The sequence below is a fragment of the Croceicoccus sp. genome (genome assembly GCF_983967925.1).
This window is the reverse complement of sequence record NZ_CFETID010000002.1, coordinates 74,773-91,099: the sequence shown is the minus strand read 5'-3', so window position 1 is coordinate 91,099 and position 16,327 is coordinate 74,773. Positions and strand designations below refer to the sequence as shown.

Sequence of the window (16,327 nt, the reverse complement as noted above, 5' to 3'; positions counted from 1 at the left end):
GGCGAGGGCGGCGCTTAATAGCGCACGCCCAGCGTCAGGCCGTAGGTGCGCGGCTCGCGCGCCGATGCGAAGGAGAACAGCCCCGCCACGGTGAAGGCCGCCGTCGTGCCCCGGTCGTCCAGCAGGTTGCGGCCGAACGCGGTGACATAGGCCTCGGCATCGCCGATATCGAAATTGGCGGTCAGCGATGCGTCGAGCAGGTTCTGCTGATCGGTGCGCACGCGCGGATCGTTGCCGTTCACGATCACCGGACCGTTGACCAAATCGCCGGTTAGCGGGCCAAGCGAGATCTGCTGGTCGTACTTGTCGATGAAGCGATAGCCGACCGTGCCCACCAGCTCGCCGAAGCTGACCGGCTGGCTGTATTCCGCGCCGATGGATGCGGTGATGTCGGGGCTGTAGATCGGGTCGTTGGCCGAATAGTCGAACGGCAGGATGACGCCGTTCAGGATATTGCCCGCGATGAAATCGTCGAACTCGCCGTCCAGCAGGCCCAGCGTCGCGTTGAAGCGCAGCCCGGTGACAGGGCGGAAGCTGGCGTCTGCCTCGATACCCTTGATCGTGGCGGAACCGACATTGCTGGTGATCGTCTGGTTGCCCGTGGGGCCGCCGGGGATCGTCGTGTTCTGCTGCAGATCGTCGTATTTTGAGATGAAGCCTGCGACGTTGAACTGCAGCATGCCGTTCATCAGGTCGAGCTTCGAGCCGACTTCATAGCTGTCGACGGTTTCGGGACCGAACGGGGTCGATGCGGTTTCGGCCGTGGCGGCACGCGGGCTGAAGCCGCCCGAACGATAGCCGCGCGACCAGCTGGCATAGAACATCATGTCGGGGTTGGGCCGCCAGTCGATCCCGACCTTGGGGGTGAACTTGCTGAAATCGTCATCGCCCTGGCCGATCAGGCCAAGCTGGGCAAAGCTGTTGCGCAGGCTTTTTTCGTCGCGCGTCCACCGGCCGCCGAACGACAGGCGCAGGTTCTCGGCGAAATTCCAGTTGAAGTCGCCGAACACCGCATAGCTCTTGGTTTTGCCGATGACGTTTTGCGGATTGGGGTCGAAATCGATGGGATCCACACCGGGCGAGAAGCCGAAGACGCGCGTGTACTGGGTCAGGTCGAATTCAGAATCGAAGTAGAAGCCGCCGACGACATAGTCGAAGCCGTCGAACAGATCGCCCGCCGCGCGAATTTCCTGGCTGAACTGCTTATAGCTCTGGATACGGCGGGTGTAATAAAGGTCGGTATAGGTCGAATCGAAGTCCTGCGTCTGGTCCTCGCTCGACTTGCGCAGGCCCGTGACCGAGGTCAGCAGGATCGGACCCGTGTCCCAATTCGCTTCCGCGGTGATCGCGGGCGCTTCATAGACGCCGCCCGCCGGCTGTCCAAAGACGGTATACAGGTCGTCGGTGGTGTTGCGGTTGCAAAGTTCTGGCGGGGCAAAGCCGCAGAACAGCTCGGTATCGTTGGTGATGACCGAGTTGACGACCTCGAATTCCTGCCTCTGCTTCTCCACCGTCAGCAGGACGTCGAAATCGTCGTTGGGCTCGACCGCGATGGCGACGCCGAAATTCTGGTTCTTCGATCCGCCGCGACGCTCGCCGGTCTGGCCGTCGCGGTGGAAGCCGTCGGTTTCGTTGTAGAAATAGAACGGCTTGACCCCGATCATGTCGCCAATGCCGAAATTGACCACGGCGCGCGCGCTATAGGTGCCGAACTTGGCATAGGACGCCTCGGCCTTGATGCCGGGTTCGAAGGTGGGGCGGGTGCGGCGGATGTTGATGACGCCGCCGATGGTGTTGCGCCCGAACAGCGTGCCCTGCGGCCCGCGCAGCACCTCGATCTGTTCGATGTCGAAGAAGTCCAGCAGCTGGCCGGTATTGGTGCCGATGAACACGCCGTCGATAACGACGCCCACGGTGGGCTCCTGCGATTTTTCGATATCGGCATAGGTCAGGCCGCGGATCGACAGGTTCGCCGCCGCCGCGCCCGAATTCTGCTGGGTGATCAACAGGTTGGGCGCTTCGCCCTGAAGGTCGCCGATATTGAGCGAGTTCTTGTTCTCCAGCATCGCGGCATTGATCGCGGTGATGGCGACGGGCGTGTCCTGCAGCGATTCCTCGCGGCGGCGGGCGGTCACGATGATGGCATTGGGGTCGGTGCTGCCCTCGACCGGGCCGGCGGCCGGGGTGGGCCCTTCGGGATCGGTGACGAGGTCGGTATCCTCGTTCGTGACCTGCGCGTGGGCGGCTTGCACGGAAATCATTGCCGAACCTGCGAGCGCGGCTGCCGCGAACGCACGTGTGAAACCTGTTGCCATCATCCTTCTCCCCTTGATGTCGCCGGCGCTTTTGCGCTGCCACGCTTACACGCGTCTTTTCCCTTTTCTGCGGGCTTTGCGTCACTGCACTTTGTATCAGGTGCCAAACCGGGGTCATCTGCCGACCATGCAGGCAAAAGCAGATAGGAGAGATCATGCCCGAGAACCGCCGCTTCATCCTGCGCCGCCGTCCCGAAGGGGACCCGGTGCCCGAAGATTTCGAACTGGTGGAAGAGGATATTCCCGCTCCGCCGCCCGGAGGCTTCGTGATGCGCAATGTCTATTGCTCGCTCGACCCGGCGCAGCGCGGGTGGATGTCGGACGAGGAAAGCTACATGCCGCCGATTCCGCTGGGCGATGCGGTGCGCGCGACCTGCGTGGGCAAGGTGCATGCCAGCGACAATCCCGACTATCCGGTGGGAAGCTGGGCGATGGAGCTGAACGCGATCGAGGATTACACCGCGGTCACGCCCGGCCATTTCACCGCGCCGATCGATGTGTCGCTTGTCGACAGCCCCTCGCGTTTCCTGTCGGCCATGGGTGCGGTCGGGCTGACCGCCTATTTCGGCCTGATGGAGGTCGCCAAGCCTAGGGCGGGCGAGACCTTGTGCGTCAGCGCTGCTGCGGGCGCGGTCGGTTCGGTGGTGGGGCAGATCGGCCGCATCATGGGATGCCGCACCATCGGCATCGCGGGCGGCCCGGAAAAATGCCGCCGGCTGGTGGAGGATTACGGCTATGACGTCGCCATCGACTACCGCGGCAAAGACATCGACGCGCTGCGCGCCGAACTGGCGCAGGCAACCCCCGATGGCATCGACATCGTGTTCGAGAATGTCGGCGGCGACATATTCGAGGCCGAGGTCTTCGAACTGGCCAAGAAGGCGCGCGTCGTGCTGTGCGGACTGATCAGCGAATATAACGCGGTGGAGCCGCACGGGCTGAAGAACCTTTGGCAGGTCATCGTCAAGGAAGCGACGCTGCACGGGTTTCTGGTGATGGACTATGCCCCGCGCTTCGCCGAAGGGGGCGCGCAGATCGCCGAATGGATGCAGCAGGGCCGCATGCGCATTGACGAGGATGTGCAGCACGGCATTGAGAACAGCTATGACGCATTCATGCGGCTGTTCTCTGGCCAGAATACCGGCAAGCTGATCCTGAAGATCGGCTGATTCAGCGGTGCGGGCGGGGCCGTGGGCCCCGCCCGTTCGCGGTTCAGAACTGCACGCGCTTGGTATAGCCGCCGTCGACCACGATATTCGCGCCCGTCATTGCCTTGCACGTTGGCGATGCGACGAAGGCGATGGTGCGGGCCAGCTCGTCCCCGTCGGTCAGGCGGCCCATCGGGATCTTCGACACGGTATCCTCGTAGAATTCCTTCATGTTGTCGCGGATATAGGCCCATGGCCCATCCTCGCACATGACGGGGCCGGGGGTGATGCAATTGGCGCGGATGCCCTTGCCTGCAAGGTTCTGCGACAGCGCGGCGGCATAGTTCATCACCGCGGCCTTCATCGAGTTGTACGGCTGCACGCCCATGAATTCCTCGACCGCGCCGGTCGAGCTCATGCAGATGATCGACGCGGCGTCCGATTTCTCGAGGAAGGGCATGGCCGCCTCGATCCCGCGGCGCATCGGCAGGATATCGGTTTTCAGGATCGTCTCCCAGCCATCGTCAGTATCCTCGCCCGGATTGGCGGAGGTGAAGCTGATGAAGATGTCGCAGCCGCCAAGCTTGTCCGCGGCTTCCTTCACGAAGGCGGGGACCGCGCCCGCATCGGTAACGTCCAGCGTCTTGGCGTGAACGGTCACGCCGCTGGGCTCAAGCTCGCCCACCACGGTGTCGACCTTGTCCTGCGTGCGTCCGCAGATCGCGACATGGCAACCCTCGGCCGCGAGTGTCTTGGCGACCTTGCGGCCGATGCCGCCGTTCGCGCCAATGAGGATGGCTTTCCTGCCCTTGAGGCCCAGATCCATGTGACAATCCTTTCCCGTGGTGTGATCCGTTCCGCGCATGCTGCGCGCGGATTTCGATGCAGTCTTACACTAGAGGCGCTGCGGCGACGTATCGACTGCACTTTTGCGCAGTGCTGCGCGTCGCCCCCCGGTGATACTCATGACGCAAACACATGGGAGACGCACGGATGACAAGACTCAAAGGCAAGCGCGCCCTGATCGTGGGCGCCAGCAGCGAGGGCAATATGGGGCAGATGATGGCGCGGCGCTTCCTATCCGAAGGCGCGGCGGTCACGGTCGCGGGGCGCAAGCAGGCGGTGCTGGACGATTTCGCCAAGGAAAACGGCGCGACGGCGATCGCCTGCGATCTGACGCAGGAAGACAGCGTGAACGCCTTGGTGGAGGATGCGCATGCGGCGATGGGCGGCATCGACATCGCGGTCAACGCCACCGGTTGGGGCCTGTTGACCCCGTTCCTCGACAACACGCGTGAGCAGCTGGAGCAGATGACGGCTCTGCAGCTGGTCGGACCGTTTCAGCTCTATCAGGCACTGCTGCGCAAGATGGCGCGTTCGCATGGGGGCCAGGGGGGATCGATCATCCAGATTTCCAGCGCGACGGCAAAGATCATGCTGTGGAACCACGCCGCCTATATGGGCACCAAGGCGGCGACCGATCACATCATCCGCTGCGTTGCGAACGAGTTCGGGCACGACGGCATTCGCGCCAATTCGATTTCGCCCGGCCTGACCGAAACGCCGATGACCGCGGAGGCGGGAGAAGTGCCCGGCCTGCTGGAAAGCTTCCTACCCGGCTATCCGCTGGGCCGATACGGCACCAGCGAGGATATCGCCGCCGCCGCCGTGTTCCTGGCCAGCGACGAATGTTTCATGACGGGCGAGAACCTGCAGGTAAACGGCGGGCTGTGCCTGCGCGGCAATCCCACGCCCGAGCAGATGGAGGCCTCGATCGCCGCCGCCGCCAAGGGGTAAGGGCGCTCAGGCGCTCGCTTTCTCCTGCTCGATCATGGCGGCGACTTCGGCGCGGAGGCGGTCCTTGCGGATCTTGCCCGATGCGGTGCGGGGGAAATCCTGAACGAAGACGAAGCGTTCGGGCGTTTTCTGCTTTGCCAGCCCGCTTTCCTGCACATGCCGGCACAGCGCGGCGGTGTCGGGCGCGTCCTCCTCGCTGATGACATAGGCGCACACGCCTTCACCCAGCCGTTCGTGCGGCATGGCGACCACGCTGGCGTCGCGGACTTGCGGATGGGTGCGCAGCACGTCCTCGATCTCGACCGCGCTGATGTTCTCGCCGCCGCGGATGATCAGGTCCTTCTTGCGGCCGGTGATGGTAATCGCGCCCTCGGGCGACAGCACGCCCAGGTCGCCGGTCCTGAAATAGCCCTCTGCATCGAAGGCGGCGCTGCTTTGCGCCTTGTCCGCATAGCCCAGCATCATCGACGGCCCGCGTGAGAGGATCTCTCCCTCCGTGCCAGGCGCGACCGGCTCGCCGGCGTCGTCGATCAACTTCACTTCGTAATCGACCACCTCGCCGTCGGTGCGCGCTGCCAGTTCCGGATCGTCGGGCCAGCCGAAACTGACCAACGGAACCTCGCTCGCGCCAAAGACGCGGAACGCCTGCAGATTGTCGAACGCCGAATTGGCCGAGGGGATGAGGTCGGGCGGCACCGCCGCGCCCCCGCAGGCGAACATGCGCATCGACGGCAGCCGCGTGCCCGCCTGCCGCGCGGCATTGGCCAGCTCGACAAGGAACGGGGTCGCCGCGACGGTGCCCGCCACCTCGTATTTCTCGATCAGGCGGACGGCCTCTTCGGCGTTCCAGCTTTCCATCAGCACGACGCGCGTGCCCATGATCAGCGGCGATTCCAGCCCGTTGGCATAGCCCGACACATGGGTGACGGGCGAGGGCATGATCAGCGTGTCGCCCTCGCCGATCCGCCAGTGTTCATAGCTTTTGCGCACGATATTCTCGAGCGTGTTGTGGCTGTGCAGAACGCCCTTGGGCCGCCCGGTGGTGCCAGAGGTATAGAGCACCAGCTTGACTTCGGTCGCATCGACTTCGGGCCGGTATGCGGGAAGGGTGCGGCCTTCCTGAACCAGCGCGGCAAAATCGTCCGGCCCGTCGCCGCGCACGGTGAAGACATGGGTCAGGTCGGGCAGGTCGCCGCGGATCCTGTCCGCCATTTCGGCAAAGTCATAGCGGCGGAACTGCGTGCAGGTGAACAGGCCGCGCGCACGGCAGTCGCCCAGCATCATCGTCACCTCGGCATCGCGGTAGATCGGCACGATGGGGGAGAGCACCAGTCCGGCGATGGCGCAGGCAAGGTCGATGATCGCCGCCTCGTGCCAATTGGGTGTCTGGAATGCGATCACGTCGCCCGCCGCAAAGCCGCGCGCGTGCAATGCATTGGCCAGTGCCTGCGCCTCCTCCAGCCATTCGCGGCGCGTCAGGTCGCGGCGGTCGTCGACCAGTGCGACGAAACCGGGATCTTCGTCCACCCGTTCCCGAGCGAGATCGGCGATGGTCTTCCCCCGCCACTGGTCTGCGAAATCCGCAAGATGGCGCGGCAATCGCTCCAGCCAGCGCCACGGCGCTTCCACTCGGTCCATGAATTTGCTCCTTTCCCTGCCTCGTTCTCGCGCGGATGGGCGGCGGCGGCCATTGGCGGAAATAATAGGGTCCCGGCAATAACAGGATCTCGGCCGCAAGGCGCCAGCGTGCGCTTTTACCTGAGGCACAACCTCTCATTCCCGTCAGGTTGTTTCTGCCGTCGATAAGGGGCAGTTTTCGTCCCAACCGGGAATCCCCAAGGTGCGGATTCCATGCAGAACACATCGGGAGAGAGCGATGGACCGCGCAGCACGCATCGGACATCTGGGCGAACTGGCCGAAACCATGATCGGCTATGTCGAGAACAAGACCACATTCCAGGGCAAGGACACCATGACCGTGCCCGCCGCATCCTATTGCGACGAAAAGGTGTACCGGCAGGAGATCGACCGGATCTTCAAGAAGCTGCCCTTGATGCTGGCCTTCACCGCCGAAATGCCCAACCCCGGCGATTACAAGGCGATGGACGCGGTCGGCATGCCGGTCCTGATTACCCGCGACAAGGACGGTACGGTGCGGGCGTTCCTGAACGTATGCTCGCATCGCGGCGCGCCGGTGGCGGAGGAAGGGCACGGCAATTGCTCGCGCTTCATCTGCAAGTATCACGCCTGGACCTATGGCCGCGACGGCCGGCTGATCGGCATCAACGACCAGAAGAGCTTTGGCGATGTCGACAAGTCCGCACGCGGGCTGAAGGAACTGCCGTGCGAAGAGCGGCATGGGCTGATCTTCGTGTCGCTCGACCAGAACGGATCGATCGATCTCGATGGCTATTTCCGCGGCTATCTCAATGATTTTGCGGATCTGGGCTTTGCCGACTGGCACTTCATCGGCAGCCGCGAAATCCATGGCGCGAACTGGAAGATCGCGTTCGACGGCTATCTCGAAGGCTATCACTTCCAGTCGCTGCATCCCGAGACGATCTTTCCGCGCACGCCGTCGAACACGATGCATTACGAGGGCTATGGCCCGTCGATGCGGATCAGCTTTCCGCAGCATGAAATCAGCAATCTGCTGAAGGACGTGCCGCGCGAAAAATGGGGCACGCGCGAGAATTACGGATATGACTTCGTGCGGATCCTGTTCCCCAATGTCTCGATCTTCGTCGCGCCCGAGATCACGCAGGTCGCGCAGCTGTTCCCCGGGCCGACGCCCGACAAGAACCGCACCGTTCTGAACTATCTGTGCCGCGAAGCGCCCAAGGACGATGAAGAGGCGGAAAAGCTGGAGCAGATGGTCAATTTCTTCCGCGACGTCACGTATGAGGAAGATTACGTCATCGGCATGGAGATCCAGAAGGGCCTGGAATCGGGCGCGCATGAAGAGCTGATCTTCGGCAAGAACGAGCGCGGGAACCAGTATTTCCACGAATGGCTGAACTGGTACATGGCCGAGGATCCCTCCGCGCCCGAACCGGTGATGTGACGGGGCGGGGCCAGTGACCATCACCCTGCTGTCGATCTTTCGCCGCCGCGAGGGGATGAGCCACGAGGAATTCGTCCAGCATTACGAGACTGTTCATGCCCGCATCGGGGAAAAGGTCATGTCGGGCTATGCCACGCGCTATGTCCGGCGTTTCCTGACGCCCTTCGGACGCGACGACGACGGCGCAGAGGCCGACGTGGTGATGGAGATGGACTTCCCCGACGAGGGCACGATGGAGGCGTTCTTCGCATCGGTGCAGGATCCCGAAATCGCCGCCATGATCGCCGAGGACGAGCCTCGCCTGTTCGACAGCGCCAGCATGCGCACCTACCGGATCGACGAGCGGGAGAGCGAGCTGCCGCCCGTCCTCCCGCCCGCGCATCCGTCTTAGGCAGGCTTATTAGCTGCGCCTATTCACCACCGGCCCGGCGTTCGTGGAAGATGCGATATTCGCGGCGGGTGAACACCCATTTGCCGTCGATCCGCGCCAGTTCGTCCTCGTAATGGCCATTGCCGTGCACGGTTTCGCCGGTTTCGGGGTGCTGATAGATCTCGATCGTCATGGTGGTGGCGCGGGCGGCGTCGCCGTCCACCTCGATCCGGCCGGGATGGGCGAGATAGACCATCGGCCGCTTCATGTCGTCGAGGCCATAGACCTTCATCGATCCCACCCAGGCATCGACGATGGCCTTCTTGCCCTCGAACCCTCCCAGATCCGGATATTCGGGTAGCGCCCAATAGGCATCCTCCGCCCATGTCGATGCCCATAGTTCGGCGTCGATGGTCATGACGGCATAGGCATAGGTTTCCATCACTTCGCGGATGGCGATGCGGTCTTCTAGCGGGCCGGTGAATGGCATGCCTCTCTCCTCTACGTGGATGTTCCCGGGGGGCGGATCACCAGGGATGGTGTTCGCCGTTCCACTTGAAGAAGTCGCCGCTGTCGCCGATCGTCAGCTTCTGCGTCAGCGCGTGAATGCCGCTGGCGCTTTCCTCTGGGGTGATCTCGGCATCGGGGCCGCCCATGTCGGTCTGCACCCAGCCGGGATGCAGGGTGACGACGATGATGCCCTTGTCCTTCAGGTCGATGGCCACCGAACGCATCAGCCGGTTAAGCGCGGCCTTGGCGGCGCCATAGGCGTAGTAGCCGCCCATCGGCCAGGTGCTGGCAGCCAGCTGGCTTGAGAAGTTCACCACCTTGCTGCCCTCGTGCATGCGCGGCAGGAATGCCTTGAGCACGGCGAGCGGGCCCTTGACCATCACGTCGAAGGCGCTGCCCCAGCCGTCCCAGTCGATCTCTGTCTCAAGCTCGTTGTTCATCGGGCCGGTATTGCCTGCGACGTTGTAGAGCACGTCGACGCTGTCGTTGCCGGTGGCCGCTGCCGCATCGGGGATAGACGCCAGATCGCCTGCGTCCATCTTGTGGATGGTCACTTTGCCGCCCGATCCGTTCGCAAGCTGCGAAAGTTCATCCGATTTCGCGGGATCGCGCACCAGCGCGAAGACGCGGTCGCCTGCCTCGGCGTGCTTTTGCGCCAGTGAAAGGCCGATGCCTCGCCCGGCACCGGTGATATAGACATTGGCCATGGTTCTCTCCCACGATGTGTTTCTTCTCGCCCAGAGTGCTCGCCCCGCTGACCCGCGCGCAACTATCCTTTCTTATAATAAGAGGCAGGGTGGCCGGTTTTCGTGCCGACTTACCAGATACGACGTTCAGCCCCGGGCCTCGCGCGCCAGATCCTCGACCAGAATGGCCGCGCGTTCCAGCACCGCCGCCATGCGTGCGTCGCCCCAGGTTGCGCCGTTGATCTGCAGTCCGGCATGGACCGCCTGCGTCACGTCATTGGCAATCCGCATCAGCTCCGGCGCCTCGCGCCACTGGGGGAAGGCGTGGTGCATCTCGCCCAGCCAGATCTCGTCATAGAGGCGCGCGGCGGGGGTGAAGATCGCGGCCAGCGCCTCGTCGCTGCGGGCCGCGACGGCAAGGCGCAGGAATGCGCCATATTCGCGGCTTTGCACCGAACGCCAGTGCAGCTCCATCGCCATGCGATAGGGGTCTTCTCCGGTCGGGGCCTGCTTTAGCCGGGCGAGGAAATCGTCGAGGAACTGGCGCATGCGGTGATAGAACACATGCTCGATCAACCCCTCGACCAGATCGGCGCGCGAAGCGAAATGGTGATGCATCGCACCGCGCGAGACGCCCGCCCGGCGCGCGACATCATTGGTCGAAAGCCCCGCATAGCCGGTGTCCACCAGACTATCGACCGCGGCCTCCAGAATGGCCTCGCGCGTCATCGAACTCTTGCGCTGCTGCCAGCGGGTGCGGTCGTCCGGCCCGCCGCCCGGCCTGATCCGGTGGAGCGCCTGCGACCTTCGCGTCGTGATCGGCCTTATCGTTGCCATGCTGTCCTCGCCAGATTTCGGCTGTCTGCGGCTACCCTATCCTTTCCTTCAGTAGAGCCGATGCAGCCGATCCGTCAATAAAACAGGCAGGGTTGCCGGTTATCTCTTGCCAGAAGGGCGCGCGGGGTGCGACAATCCTGCGAAACACGCCGGCTGCGGCACGAATCGCAGCCGGGAAATGCGAGGATGACCATGCGAAGGCCCACAACCGGCTGTCTCAGACGCGGCACTTTCAGGACCGGCGCGGGCGCGGCGGAGTTGCCGCAATGAGCGAGACCGATCTGGCTGCCGAGATCCGCGATCTTGCCGCACGGCGCGACATCACCGACGCGGTTCAGCGCTATATGCGCGGCGTCGACCGGCTCGACCGCGACAGCCTGCTGAGCGCGTTCCATGCGGACGCCTACGTCGATTGCGGGCTGATGACGGGCACGCCGCTAGAGTTTGCCGATTTCGCGCTGGGTTTCCTGGCGGACATGGACGCCTCGCATCATCAGCTGGGGCAGGTGCGGATCGAATTTTCCGGCGGCGATGCGGCATCTGGCCGGGCTAGCGGCGAAAGCTATTTCCGGGCGTTCCACGATGTGCGGAACGAACAGGGCGAGGTCCGCGACCTGTTCATCGCCGGACGCTACATCGACGAATTCACCCGCGAAAACGGGGAATGGCGCATCGCGCGCCGCCGGCTGGTCACCGACTGGGCCAGCGACAATCCCGGCAGCCGCGCCTTCTTTACCGATAATCCGGGCGCTCCGCGAGGAGCGCGCCGCGGCGAGGATTTCAGCCAGACACGCGACTGGCCCGAAACCGCAGAGCCGCGAACCGAACAACAGGAGCCTGTAAGATGAACGTACAATCCGGCGCAGCCCGCTATTCGGCGGAATATGACCAGCCCGTTCGCGGCGATACCATCACCGCCGACCGCTATACCTCGCGCGAGTGGATGGAGGCGGAATACGAAAACCTCTGGCCCAGCGTGTGGCATCTGGGCGGCGTGACCGCCGACCTTGAGGAAGAGGGCGATTTCATCCGCCATAATTTCGGGCGCGAGTCGGTCATCATGGTCAAGCAGGCCGATGGCGGCGTGCGCGCGTTCTATAACACCTGTCCGCACCGCGGAAACCGGCTGGTGCTGGGCGATGTGGGTTCGACCCCGCGCATCACCTGCGGCTATCACGGATGGCAGTTCGATCCGGACGGCACGCTGGTGCATGTGCAGGACGAGGACGATTTCCCCGGCGGCAGCCCCTGCGGCAAGGTGCATTTGTCCGAACTGCGCTGCGAGACATGGGGCCCGTTCGTGTTCTGGGCGATGGACAAGGACATCGCGCCGCTGGAGGAATGGCTTGCGCCGTTCCCCGAGAGGCTGGAGGGCTACAAGCTCGACAACTGGGTGCGCGTGCTGAACGTATCGGCGGACTGCGAATTCAACTGGAAGATCATCCGCGACAATTTCAACGAGAGCTATCACCTGCCCACGATCCATCCCGAGCTGGCGACCTTCATCAACGACGGCCTGCCGACCACCCTGTTCGAGATGTACGAAGGCGGCCACAATGCAATGTGGATGATCGGCCATCAGGCGACCAGCCGCAAGGATTACGTCAGCGGCGACGTGCCCCCCGGCCTGTACGAAGCCGCCGAGGCGTGGGGCATCGATCCGAAAGAATATCGCGGCCGGACCGCCGACATCCGCGAGGCGGTGATCAAGGCGAAGCGTGAACTGGGCCCCGAGCGCGGCTACACCAATTACCACCACATGACCGACCAGCAGCTGGTGGATTATTTCCATTGCACTTTGTTCCCCAATCTCACCATCACGATGAGCCCGGAGCAGTGCCAGATCCTGCGCACCGAGCCGCATCCGACCGACCCCGCCAAATGCGTGTTCCAGCACTGGTGCCTGTATCCCCCGGTCGAGGGGATGAAGGAAGTCGAGACGCCGGTCGGCACCGCGCCGCTGAAGCATGACGCGATTCACCGCCATTCGGTCTATGGCGACGGGGTCTCGCTGGGCTTCGTGGCGGATCAGGACCTGTCGATCGGCACGACGCAGCAGCAGGGCCTCAATTCGCGCGGCTTTCAGGGATGTCTGCTGACCTATCAGGAAAAGCGCATCCAGCGGTTCCACGAATTGCTGAACGACGTGGTGCTGGGCCACCCGACCGAGCAAAAGGCCGAAGCAGGCGAATGAACGCGGGCACAGGTCCCGGCGAGATGCCGGAAGAGGTGTTCCGCGCGCTGAAGCGGTTGATGGTCGAATATGCGGACGCGGTCGACACGCGCGGCGATCCTGAGCGTGTCGTCGCCTGCTTCACGCCCGATGCGGCCATCGATTTCTCGTCCGTCGGGTTCCCGGTGATGCGGGGCGAGGACGAAATCCGCGCCTTCTATGCCGGGCTGGTCGAAAACATGGCGCATGAATTCCACATCGCCGCCAATCCCCGCGCCGAGTACTGGGACGGCACGGTGGGGACGATCACATCCTATGTCATGGGAATGGGGATGCCGAACAGTGGTGACGCCATTTCGGTCCAGGTGAAGTACCGGATGGAATGCGTGCAGCATCAGGGCGCGTGGCGCTGCCGCCGGTTCACGCTGGACGCGATGATGCCGCTAACCGCCTGAATGCCTGCCAGACCGGCCAACAGAACGACCCCGTGAGAGGATAAATTATGTCTGAAATGCCCGAGAATGTCCGCACCGCGCTGGAGCGGCATCTGATCGAATATTGCTATGCCGTCGACGGGCTGGAGGATGTGGGGCCGCTGATGGACCTGTTCACCGACGATGCGGTGGCGGATTTCTCGGCCATAGGCCTGCCCGCGATGACGGGGCGAGAGGAGATCGGCGCGTTCTACAAGGCGGTGTTCGCCGACATGACTCATCATTTCCATTTCATCAGCAATTTCCGGCCCGACGGGTGGGATGCCGATGAAGGCGCAGGCGCGATGACGGCCTATGTCATCGGCATGGGCGCGGCGAAGGATGGCAGCAGCATCACCGTGCAGGTCAAGTACCGGATGGAATGCGTGCAGCAGGGCGGCGCGTGGAAGTGCCGCCATTACGCGATCACGCCGATGATGCCGATGCCCGGTTCGCTGGCCGAAGTGCACGGCCAGCGCTGAGCATCGGCGCGGCTTCGGTCAGATTTGCGAGAAGCCGCCGTCCATCACCAGCTCGTCGCAGGTCATGAAGCTGGAGGCGGGTGAGCACAGGAACACGACGCCGCCCGCCATCTCGCCGGGCCGGCCCAAACGTCCGATCGGATGCGCCGCGATTGTGCCCTGCTCGGCCGCCTCGACCGAGGGGGCCGCGCCCATATCGACATAGCGCTGCATGATCGAGCCCAGCATCGGGGTTTCGATGCCGCCGGGATGCACCGAATTGACGCGGATGTTGTAGCCCAGCGCCGCGAATTCGGCGCCCAGGCACTTCGACATCATCTTCACCGCCGCCTTGCTGGTGCAATAGGCCGCGTTGAACGCTGCACCGCGCAGGCCCCCGACGCTAGAGAAATTGACGACCGATGCGCCGCTGTCGCGCGCCTTGCCGCCTTCCTTCAGCAGCGGCAGCATCGCCTGCGTGCCGATGATGATGCTGTCGACGTTCACCGCGTTCAGCCGGTGGAATTCGGCCAGCGGCGTATCCTCGAACTTCGTGACGATGGAGATCGCCGCATTGTTCACCAGCGCGTCGAGCCGTCCGTATTCCGACGAGATGAAATCGGCGATCCTTTGCCAGTCGTCGGCGCTGGTCACGTCATGCGCGAAATAATGGTCCGCGCCGGTGTTCCCGTCATCCTCGCCAAGGTCGGTGGCGATGACGGTCGCGCCCGCCTGCTTCATGGCGGACACGATCTCGCGCCCGATGCCGCCCTTCGCGCCGGTGACCAGCGCGATGCAATCGTTCAATCCAAACATCGTCATTTCCCCCTGATCAGCGCGCAATATAGCCGCCGTCGACCACCATTTCGGACCCTGTCATGTAGCTGGCTTCCTCGCTGGCGAGGAAGGCGATGGCGTCGCCGATTTCCTGCATCGTTCCCACCCTGCCAAGGGGAGTGGATTCGCTGACCTGCTTCTTCAGGTCGTCGGCCTTCTCCGCGACTCCGCGTTGGACCATGCGGTCAAACCCTTCGTCCAGCAGCGGGGTCTGCACGAAACCGGGATGCACCGAATTGACCCGGATCGGCGCGCCATAGGTGGCGAATTCGACCGCGCAGGCCTTGCTGAACTGGCGGATCGCGCCCTTGGACGCGCAATAGGCGCTGCTCTCGGGAAAGGCGACGAAGCCCATGACCGAGCTGACATTGACGATGGACGATCCGCCCTTGCGGTCCTTGCCGCTTTTTTCCAGCAGCGCATAAGCGTGCTTGGTGCCCAGGAACGCGCCGTCGCTGTTGACCGACATGACCTTGCGCCACAGATCGAGCGTCATGTCCTGCACGCGGCCGGTACCGTCGATCCCGGCATTGTTGACGAGGATGTCGAGCCTGCCGTCCTCATCCTCTATCCGGGCGATGGCGGCCTGCCACTGCGCCTCGTCCGCCACGTCGAGCGAGAGATACGCGCCGCCCGGCACCGATTCCAGTGCCTGCGAGACCGCATCGTCGCCTTCGGCCTTCAGGTCGGCGATCCAGACCTTCGCGCCCTTTGCCGCCATGCTGTGCGCCGCGGCGAGGCCGATGCCGCGCACCGCGCCGGTGACCAGCGCCACGCGGCCGGTCAGATCGCCGCTCATACGCCCGACATTCCGGCCGTCGACGCGCCGTCGATGGTGTATTCCCCGCCCGACATGAACGCCGCCTCGTCGCTGCCGAGGAAGGCGACCAGGGCGGCTACCTCCTCGACCTTGGCCATGCGGTTCAGCGGCGACATGCCTTCATACATCGCGCGCGCGGCGGCAGGATCGGGCTGCGAGTTCATGATCGTCTTGATCATCTCGGTTTCCACCACGCCGGGCAGGATCGAATTGACGCGAATCTGGTATCCGGCCTGACCGCAATAGTTCGCCGCCGACTTGCCCAGCGCGACCACCGCCGTTTTCGTCACCGAATAGGCCATGTAATTCCCCATCGCCCTAAGCGCGTTCATCGAGCTGTTGATGATGACCGATCCGGTGGGGCCGCCGGGATTGTCCTTCATGATCTTTACCGCGTTCTGCACGGTCAGCATCACGCCGGTCAGGTTCACGTCGAGGATGCTTTGCCAGCCTTCCAGCGTGATCGTTTCGATACTGCCGTCGTTCTTTTCGATGCCTGCATTGGCAAAGGCGATGTCCAGCCGCCCGAAATCGCGCCGGATACGGTCCGACAGGCTTGTCCAGGCCGCCGCATCCTGCACGCGGTGGCTGACGAAGGTCGCCCCCGTGTCGGCGCAGATCGGGTCCGCCGCTTCCTGCCGCGAACCGGTGAAGATGACCTTCGCGCCGTCTGCAGACAGCCGCCGGACCGCGCCTTCGCCTATGCCCCCGGTGCCGCCGGTCACCAGCGCGACCTTGCCCTCAAGCCTGTTAGCCATGTGCATCCTCTTTCATGCTTATAGGCCGGGGAAAATCGCGCCAAGCGGGGCGACTGGCAACCTATGACTTCGGCAAGG

17 protein-coding genes are annotated in these 16,327 nt (G+C 63.7%); 8 read left to right on the top strand and 9 right to left on the bottom strand.

Annotated features, from left to right (window positions below):
- Positions 1 to 14: 14 nt before the first annotated feature.
- Positions 15 to 2,318 carry a TonB-dependent receptor gene (locus AC4FIJ_RS01735; protein ID WP_490335009.1) on the bottom strand — a complete coding sequence of 768 codons (2,304 nt, stop codon included), beginning with the start codon at positions 2,316 to 2,318 and terminating at the stop codon, positions 15 to 17.
- 152 nt (positions 2,319 to 2,470) lie between these two features.
- On the opposite strand from AC4FIJ_RS01735, the gene AC4FIJ_RS01730 reads away from it, so the two are divergent.
- Entirely contained in the window at positions 2,471 to 3,484 is a 1,014-nt protein-coding gene (locus AC4FIJ_RS01730; protein ID WP_490335008.1) for an NADP-dependent oxidoreductase, read from the top strand.
- A 43-nt stretch (positions 3,485 to 3,527) separates the two neighbouring features.
- Here AC4FIJ_RS01730 and AC4FIJ_RS01725 read toward each other — a convergent pair whose 3' ends face one another.
- Positions 3,528 to 4,289 (bottom strand): SDR family NAD(P)-dependent oxidoreductase, encoded by a 762-nt coding sequence (locus tag AC4FIJ_RS01725; protein ID WP_490335007.1) that lies wholly within the window; start codon positions 4,287 to 4,289, stop codon positions 3,528 to 3,530.
- A 167-nt stretch (positions 4,290 to 4,456) separates the two neighbouring features.
- Here AC4FIJ_RS01725 and AC4FIJ_RS01720 point away from each other — a divergent pair, with 167 nt between their 5' ends.
- Complete coding sequence (locus AC4FIJ_RS01720; protein ID WP_446155986.1) at positions 4,457 to 5,260, top strand: SDR family NAD(P)-dependent oxidoreductase; 804 nt, start codon at positions 4,457 to 4,459, stop codon at positions 5,258 to 5,260.
- 6 nt (positions 5,261 to 5,266) lie between these two features.
- On the opposite strand, the gene AC4FIJ_RS01715 is transcribed toward AC4FIJ_RS01720, so the two are convergent.
- A complete protein-coding gene (locus tag AC4FIJ_RS01715) occupies positions 5,267 to 6,898 on the bottom strand; it encodes an AMP-binding protein (protein WP_446155987.1) in 1,632 nt (543 codons plus the stop codon).
- A gap of 238 nt (positions 6,899 to 7,136) precedes the next feature.
- On the opposite strand from AC4FIJ_RS01715, the gene AC4FIJ_RS01710 reads away from it, so the two are divergent.
- Both AC4FIJ_RS01710 and AC4FIJ_RS01705 read left to right on the top strand, forming a co-directional pair.
- A complete protein-coding gene (locus AC4FIJ_RS01710) occupies positions 7,137 to 8,324 on the top strand; it encodes an aromatic ring-hydroxylating oxygenase subunit alpha (RefSeq protein WP_490335006.1) in 1,188 nt (395 codons plus the stop codon).
- A gap of 13 nt (positions 8,325 to 8,337) precedes the next feature.
- On the top strand, positions 8,338 to 8,715 hold the full coding sequence (locus AC4FIJ_RS01705; RefSeq protein ID WP_490335005.1) for an EthD domain-containing protein: 378 nt from the start codon (positions 8,338 to 8,340) through the stop codon (positions 8,713 to 8,715).
- Between the two features lie 19 nt (positions 8,716 to 8,734).
- On the opposite strand, the gene AC4FIJ_RS01700 is transcribed toward AC4FIJ_RS01705, so the two are convergent.
- The 3 genes from AC4FIJ_RS01700 to AC4FIJ_RS01690 all read right to left on the bottom strand — a co-directional run bounded on the left by AC4FIJ_RS01700 (position 8,735) and on the right by AC4FIJ_RS01690 (position 10,727).
- Entirely contained in the window at positions 8,735 to 9,184 is a 450-nt protein-coding gene (locus tag AC4FIJ_RS01700) for a nuclear transport factor 2 family protein (RefSeq protein WP_490335004.1), read from the bottom strand.
- Between the two features lie 37 nt (positions 9,185 to 9,221).
- A complete protein-coding gene (locus AC4FIJ_RS01695; RefSeq protein ID WP_490335003.1) occupies positions 9,222 to 9,911 on the bottom strand; it encodes an SDR family NAD(P)-dependent oxidoreductase in 690 nt (229 codons plus the stop codon).
- 126 nt (positions 9,912 to 10,037) lie between these two features.
- Complete coding sequence (locus AC4FIJ_RS01690; protein WP_490335002.1) at positions 10,038 to 10,727, bottom strand: TetR/AcrR family transcriptional regulator; 690 nt, start codon at positions 10,725 to 10,727, stop codon at positions 10,038 to 10,040.
- Positions 10,728 to 10,993: 266 nt separating this feature from the next.
- On the opposite strand from AC4FIJ_RS01690, the gene AC4FIJ_RS01685 reads away from it, so the two are divergent.
- From AC4FIJ_RS01685 to AC4FIJ_RS01670, 4 genes are read left to right on the top strand one after another with little or no spacing between them, the layout of a single operon-like run.
- Positions 10,994 to 11,575, top strand: a complete 582-nt coding sequence (locus tag AC4FIJ_RS01685) for a nuclear transport factor 2 family protein (RefSeq protein ID WP_490335001.1) — start codon at positions 10,994 to 10,996, stop codon at positions 11,573 to 11,575.
- The gene (locus AC4FIJ_RS01680) at positions 11,572 to 12,921 is read left to right on the top strand and encodes an aromatic ring-hydroxylating oxygenase subunit alpha (protein WP_490335000.1); all 1,350 of its coding nucleotides are present in this window, start codon (positions 11,572 to 11,574) and stop codon (positions 12,919 to 12,921) included. The genes AC4FIJ_RS01685 and AC4FIJ_RS01680 overlap by 4 nt, the downstream gene beginning before the upstream one ends.
- Positions 12,918 to 13,355, top strand: coding sequence for a nuclear transport factor 2 family protein (locus AC4FIJ_RS01675; RefSeq protein ID WP_490334999.1), 438 nt, complete (start codon positions 12,918 to 12,920; stop codon positions 13,353 to 13,355). The genes AC4FIJ_RS01680 and AC4FIJ_RS01675 overlap by 4 nt, the downstream gene beginning before the upstream one ends.
- Before the next feature lie 47 nt (positions 13,356 to 13,402).
- Complete coding sequence (locus tag AC4FIJ_RS01670; protein ID WP_490334998.1) at positions 13,403 to 13,855, top strand: nuclear transport factor 2 family protein; 453 nt, start codon at positions 13,403 to 13,405, stop codon at positions 13,853 to 13,855.
- 18 nt (positions 13,856 to 13,873) lie between these two features.
- On the opposite strand, the gene AC4FIJ_RS01665 is transcribed toward AC4FIJ_RS01670, so the two are convergent.
- The 3 genes from AC4FIJ_RS01665 to AC4FIJ_RS01655 are packed head-to-tail and all read right to left on the bottom strand — an operon-like array spanning position 13,874 to position 16,249.
- Entirely contained in the window at positions 13,874 to 14,650 is a 777-nt protein-coding gene (locus AC4FIJ_RS01665) for an SDR family NAD(P)-dependent oxidoreductase (protein ID WP_490334997.1), read from the bottom strand.
- 16 nt (positions 14,651 to 14,666) lie between these two features.
- Positions 14,667 to 15,470 carry an SDR family NAD(P)-dependent oxidoreductase gene (locus AC4FIJ_RS01660; RefSeq protein ID WP_490334996.1) on the bottom strand — a complete coding sequence of 268 codons (804 nt, stop codon included), beginning with the start codon at positions 15,468 to 15,470 and terminating at the stop codon, positions 14,667 to 14,669.
- On the bottom strand, positions 15,467 to 16,249 hold the full coding sequence (locus AC4FIJ_RS01655; RefSeq protein WP_490334995.1) for an SDR family NAD(P)-dependent oxidoreductase: 783 nt from the start codon (positions 16,247 to 16,249) through the stop codon (positions 15,467 to 15,469). The genes AC4FIJ_RS01660 and AC4FIJ_RS01655 overlap by 4 nt, the downstream gene beginning before the upstream one ends.
- Positions 16,250 to 16,327 lie beyond the last annotated feature (78 nt).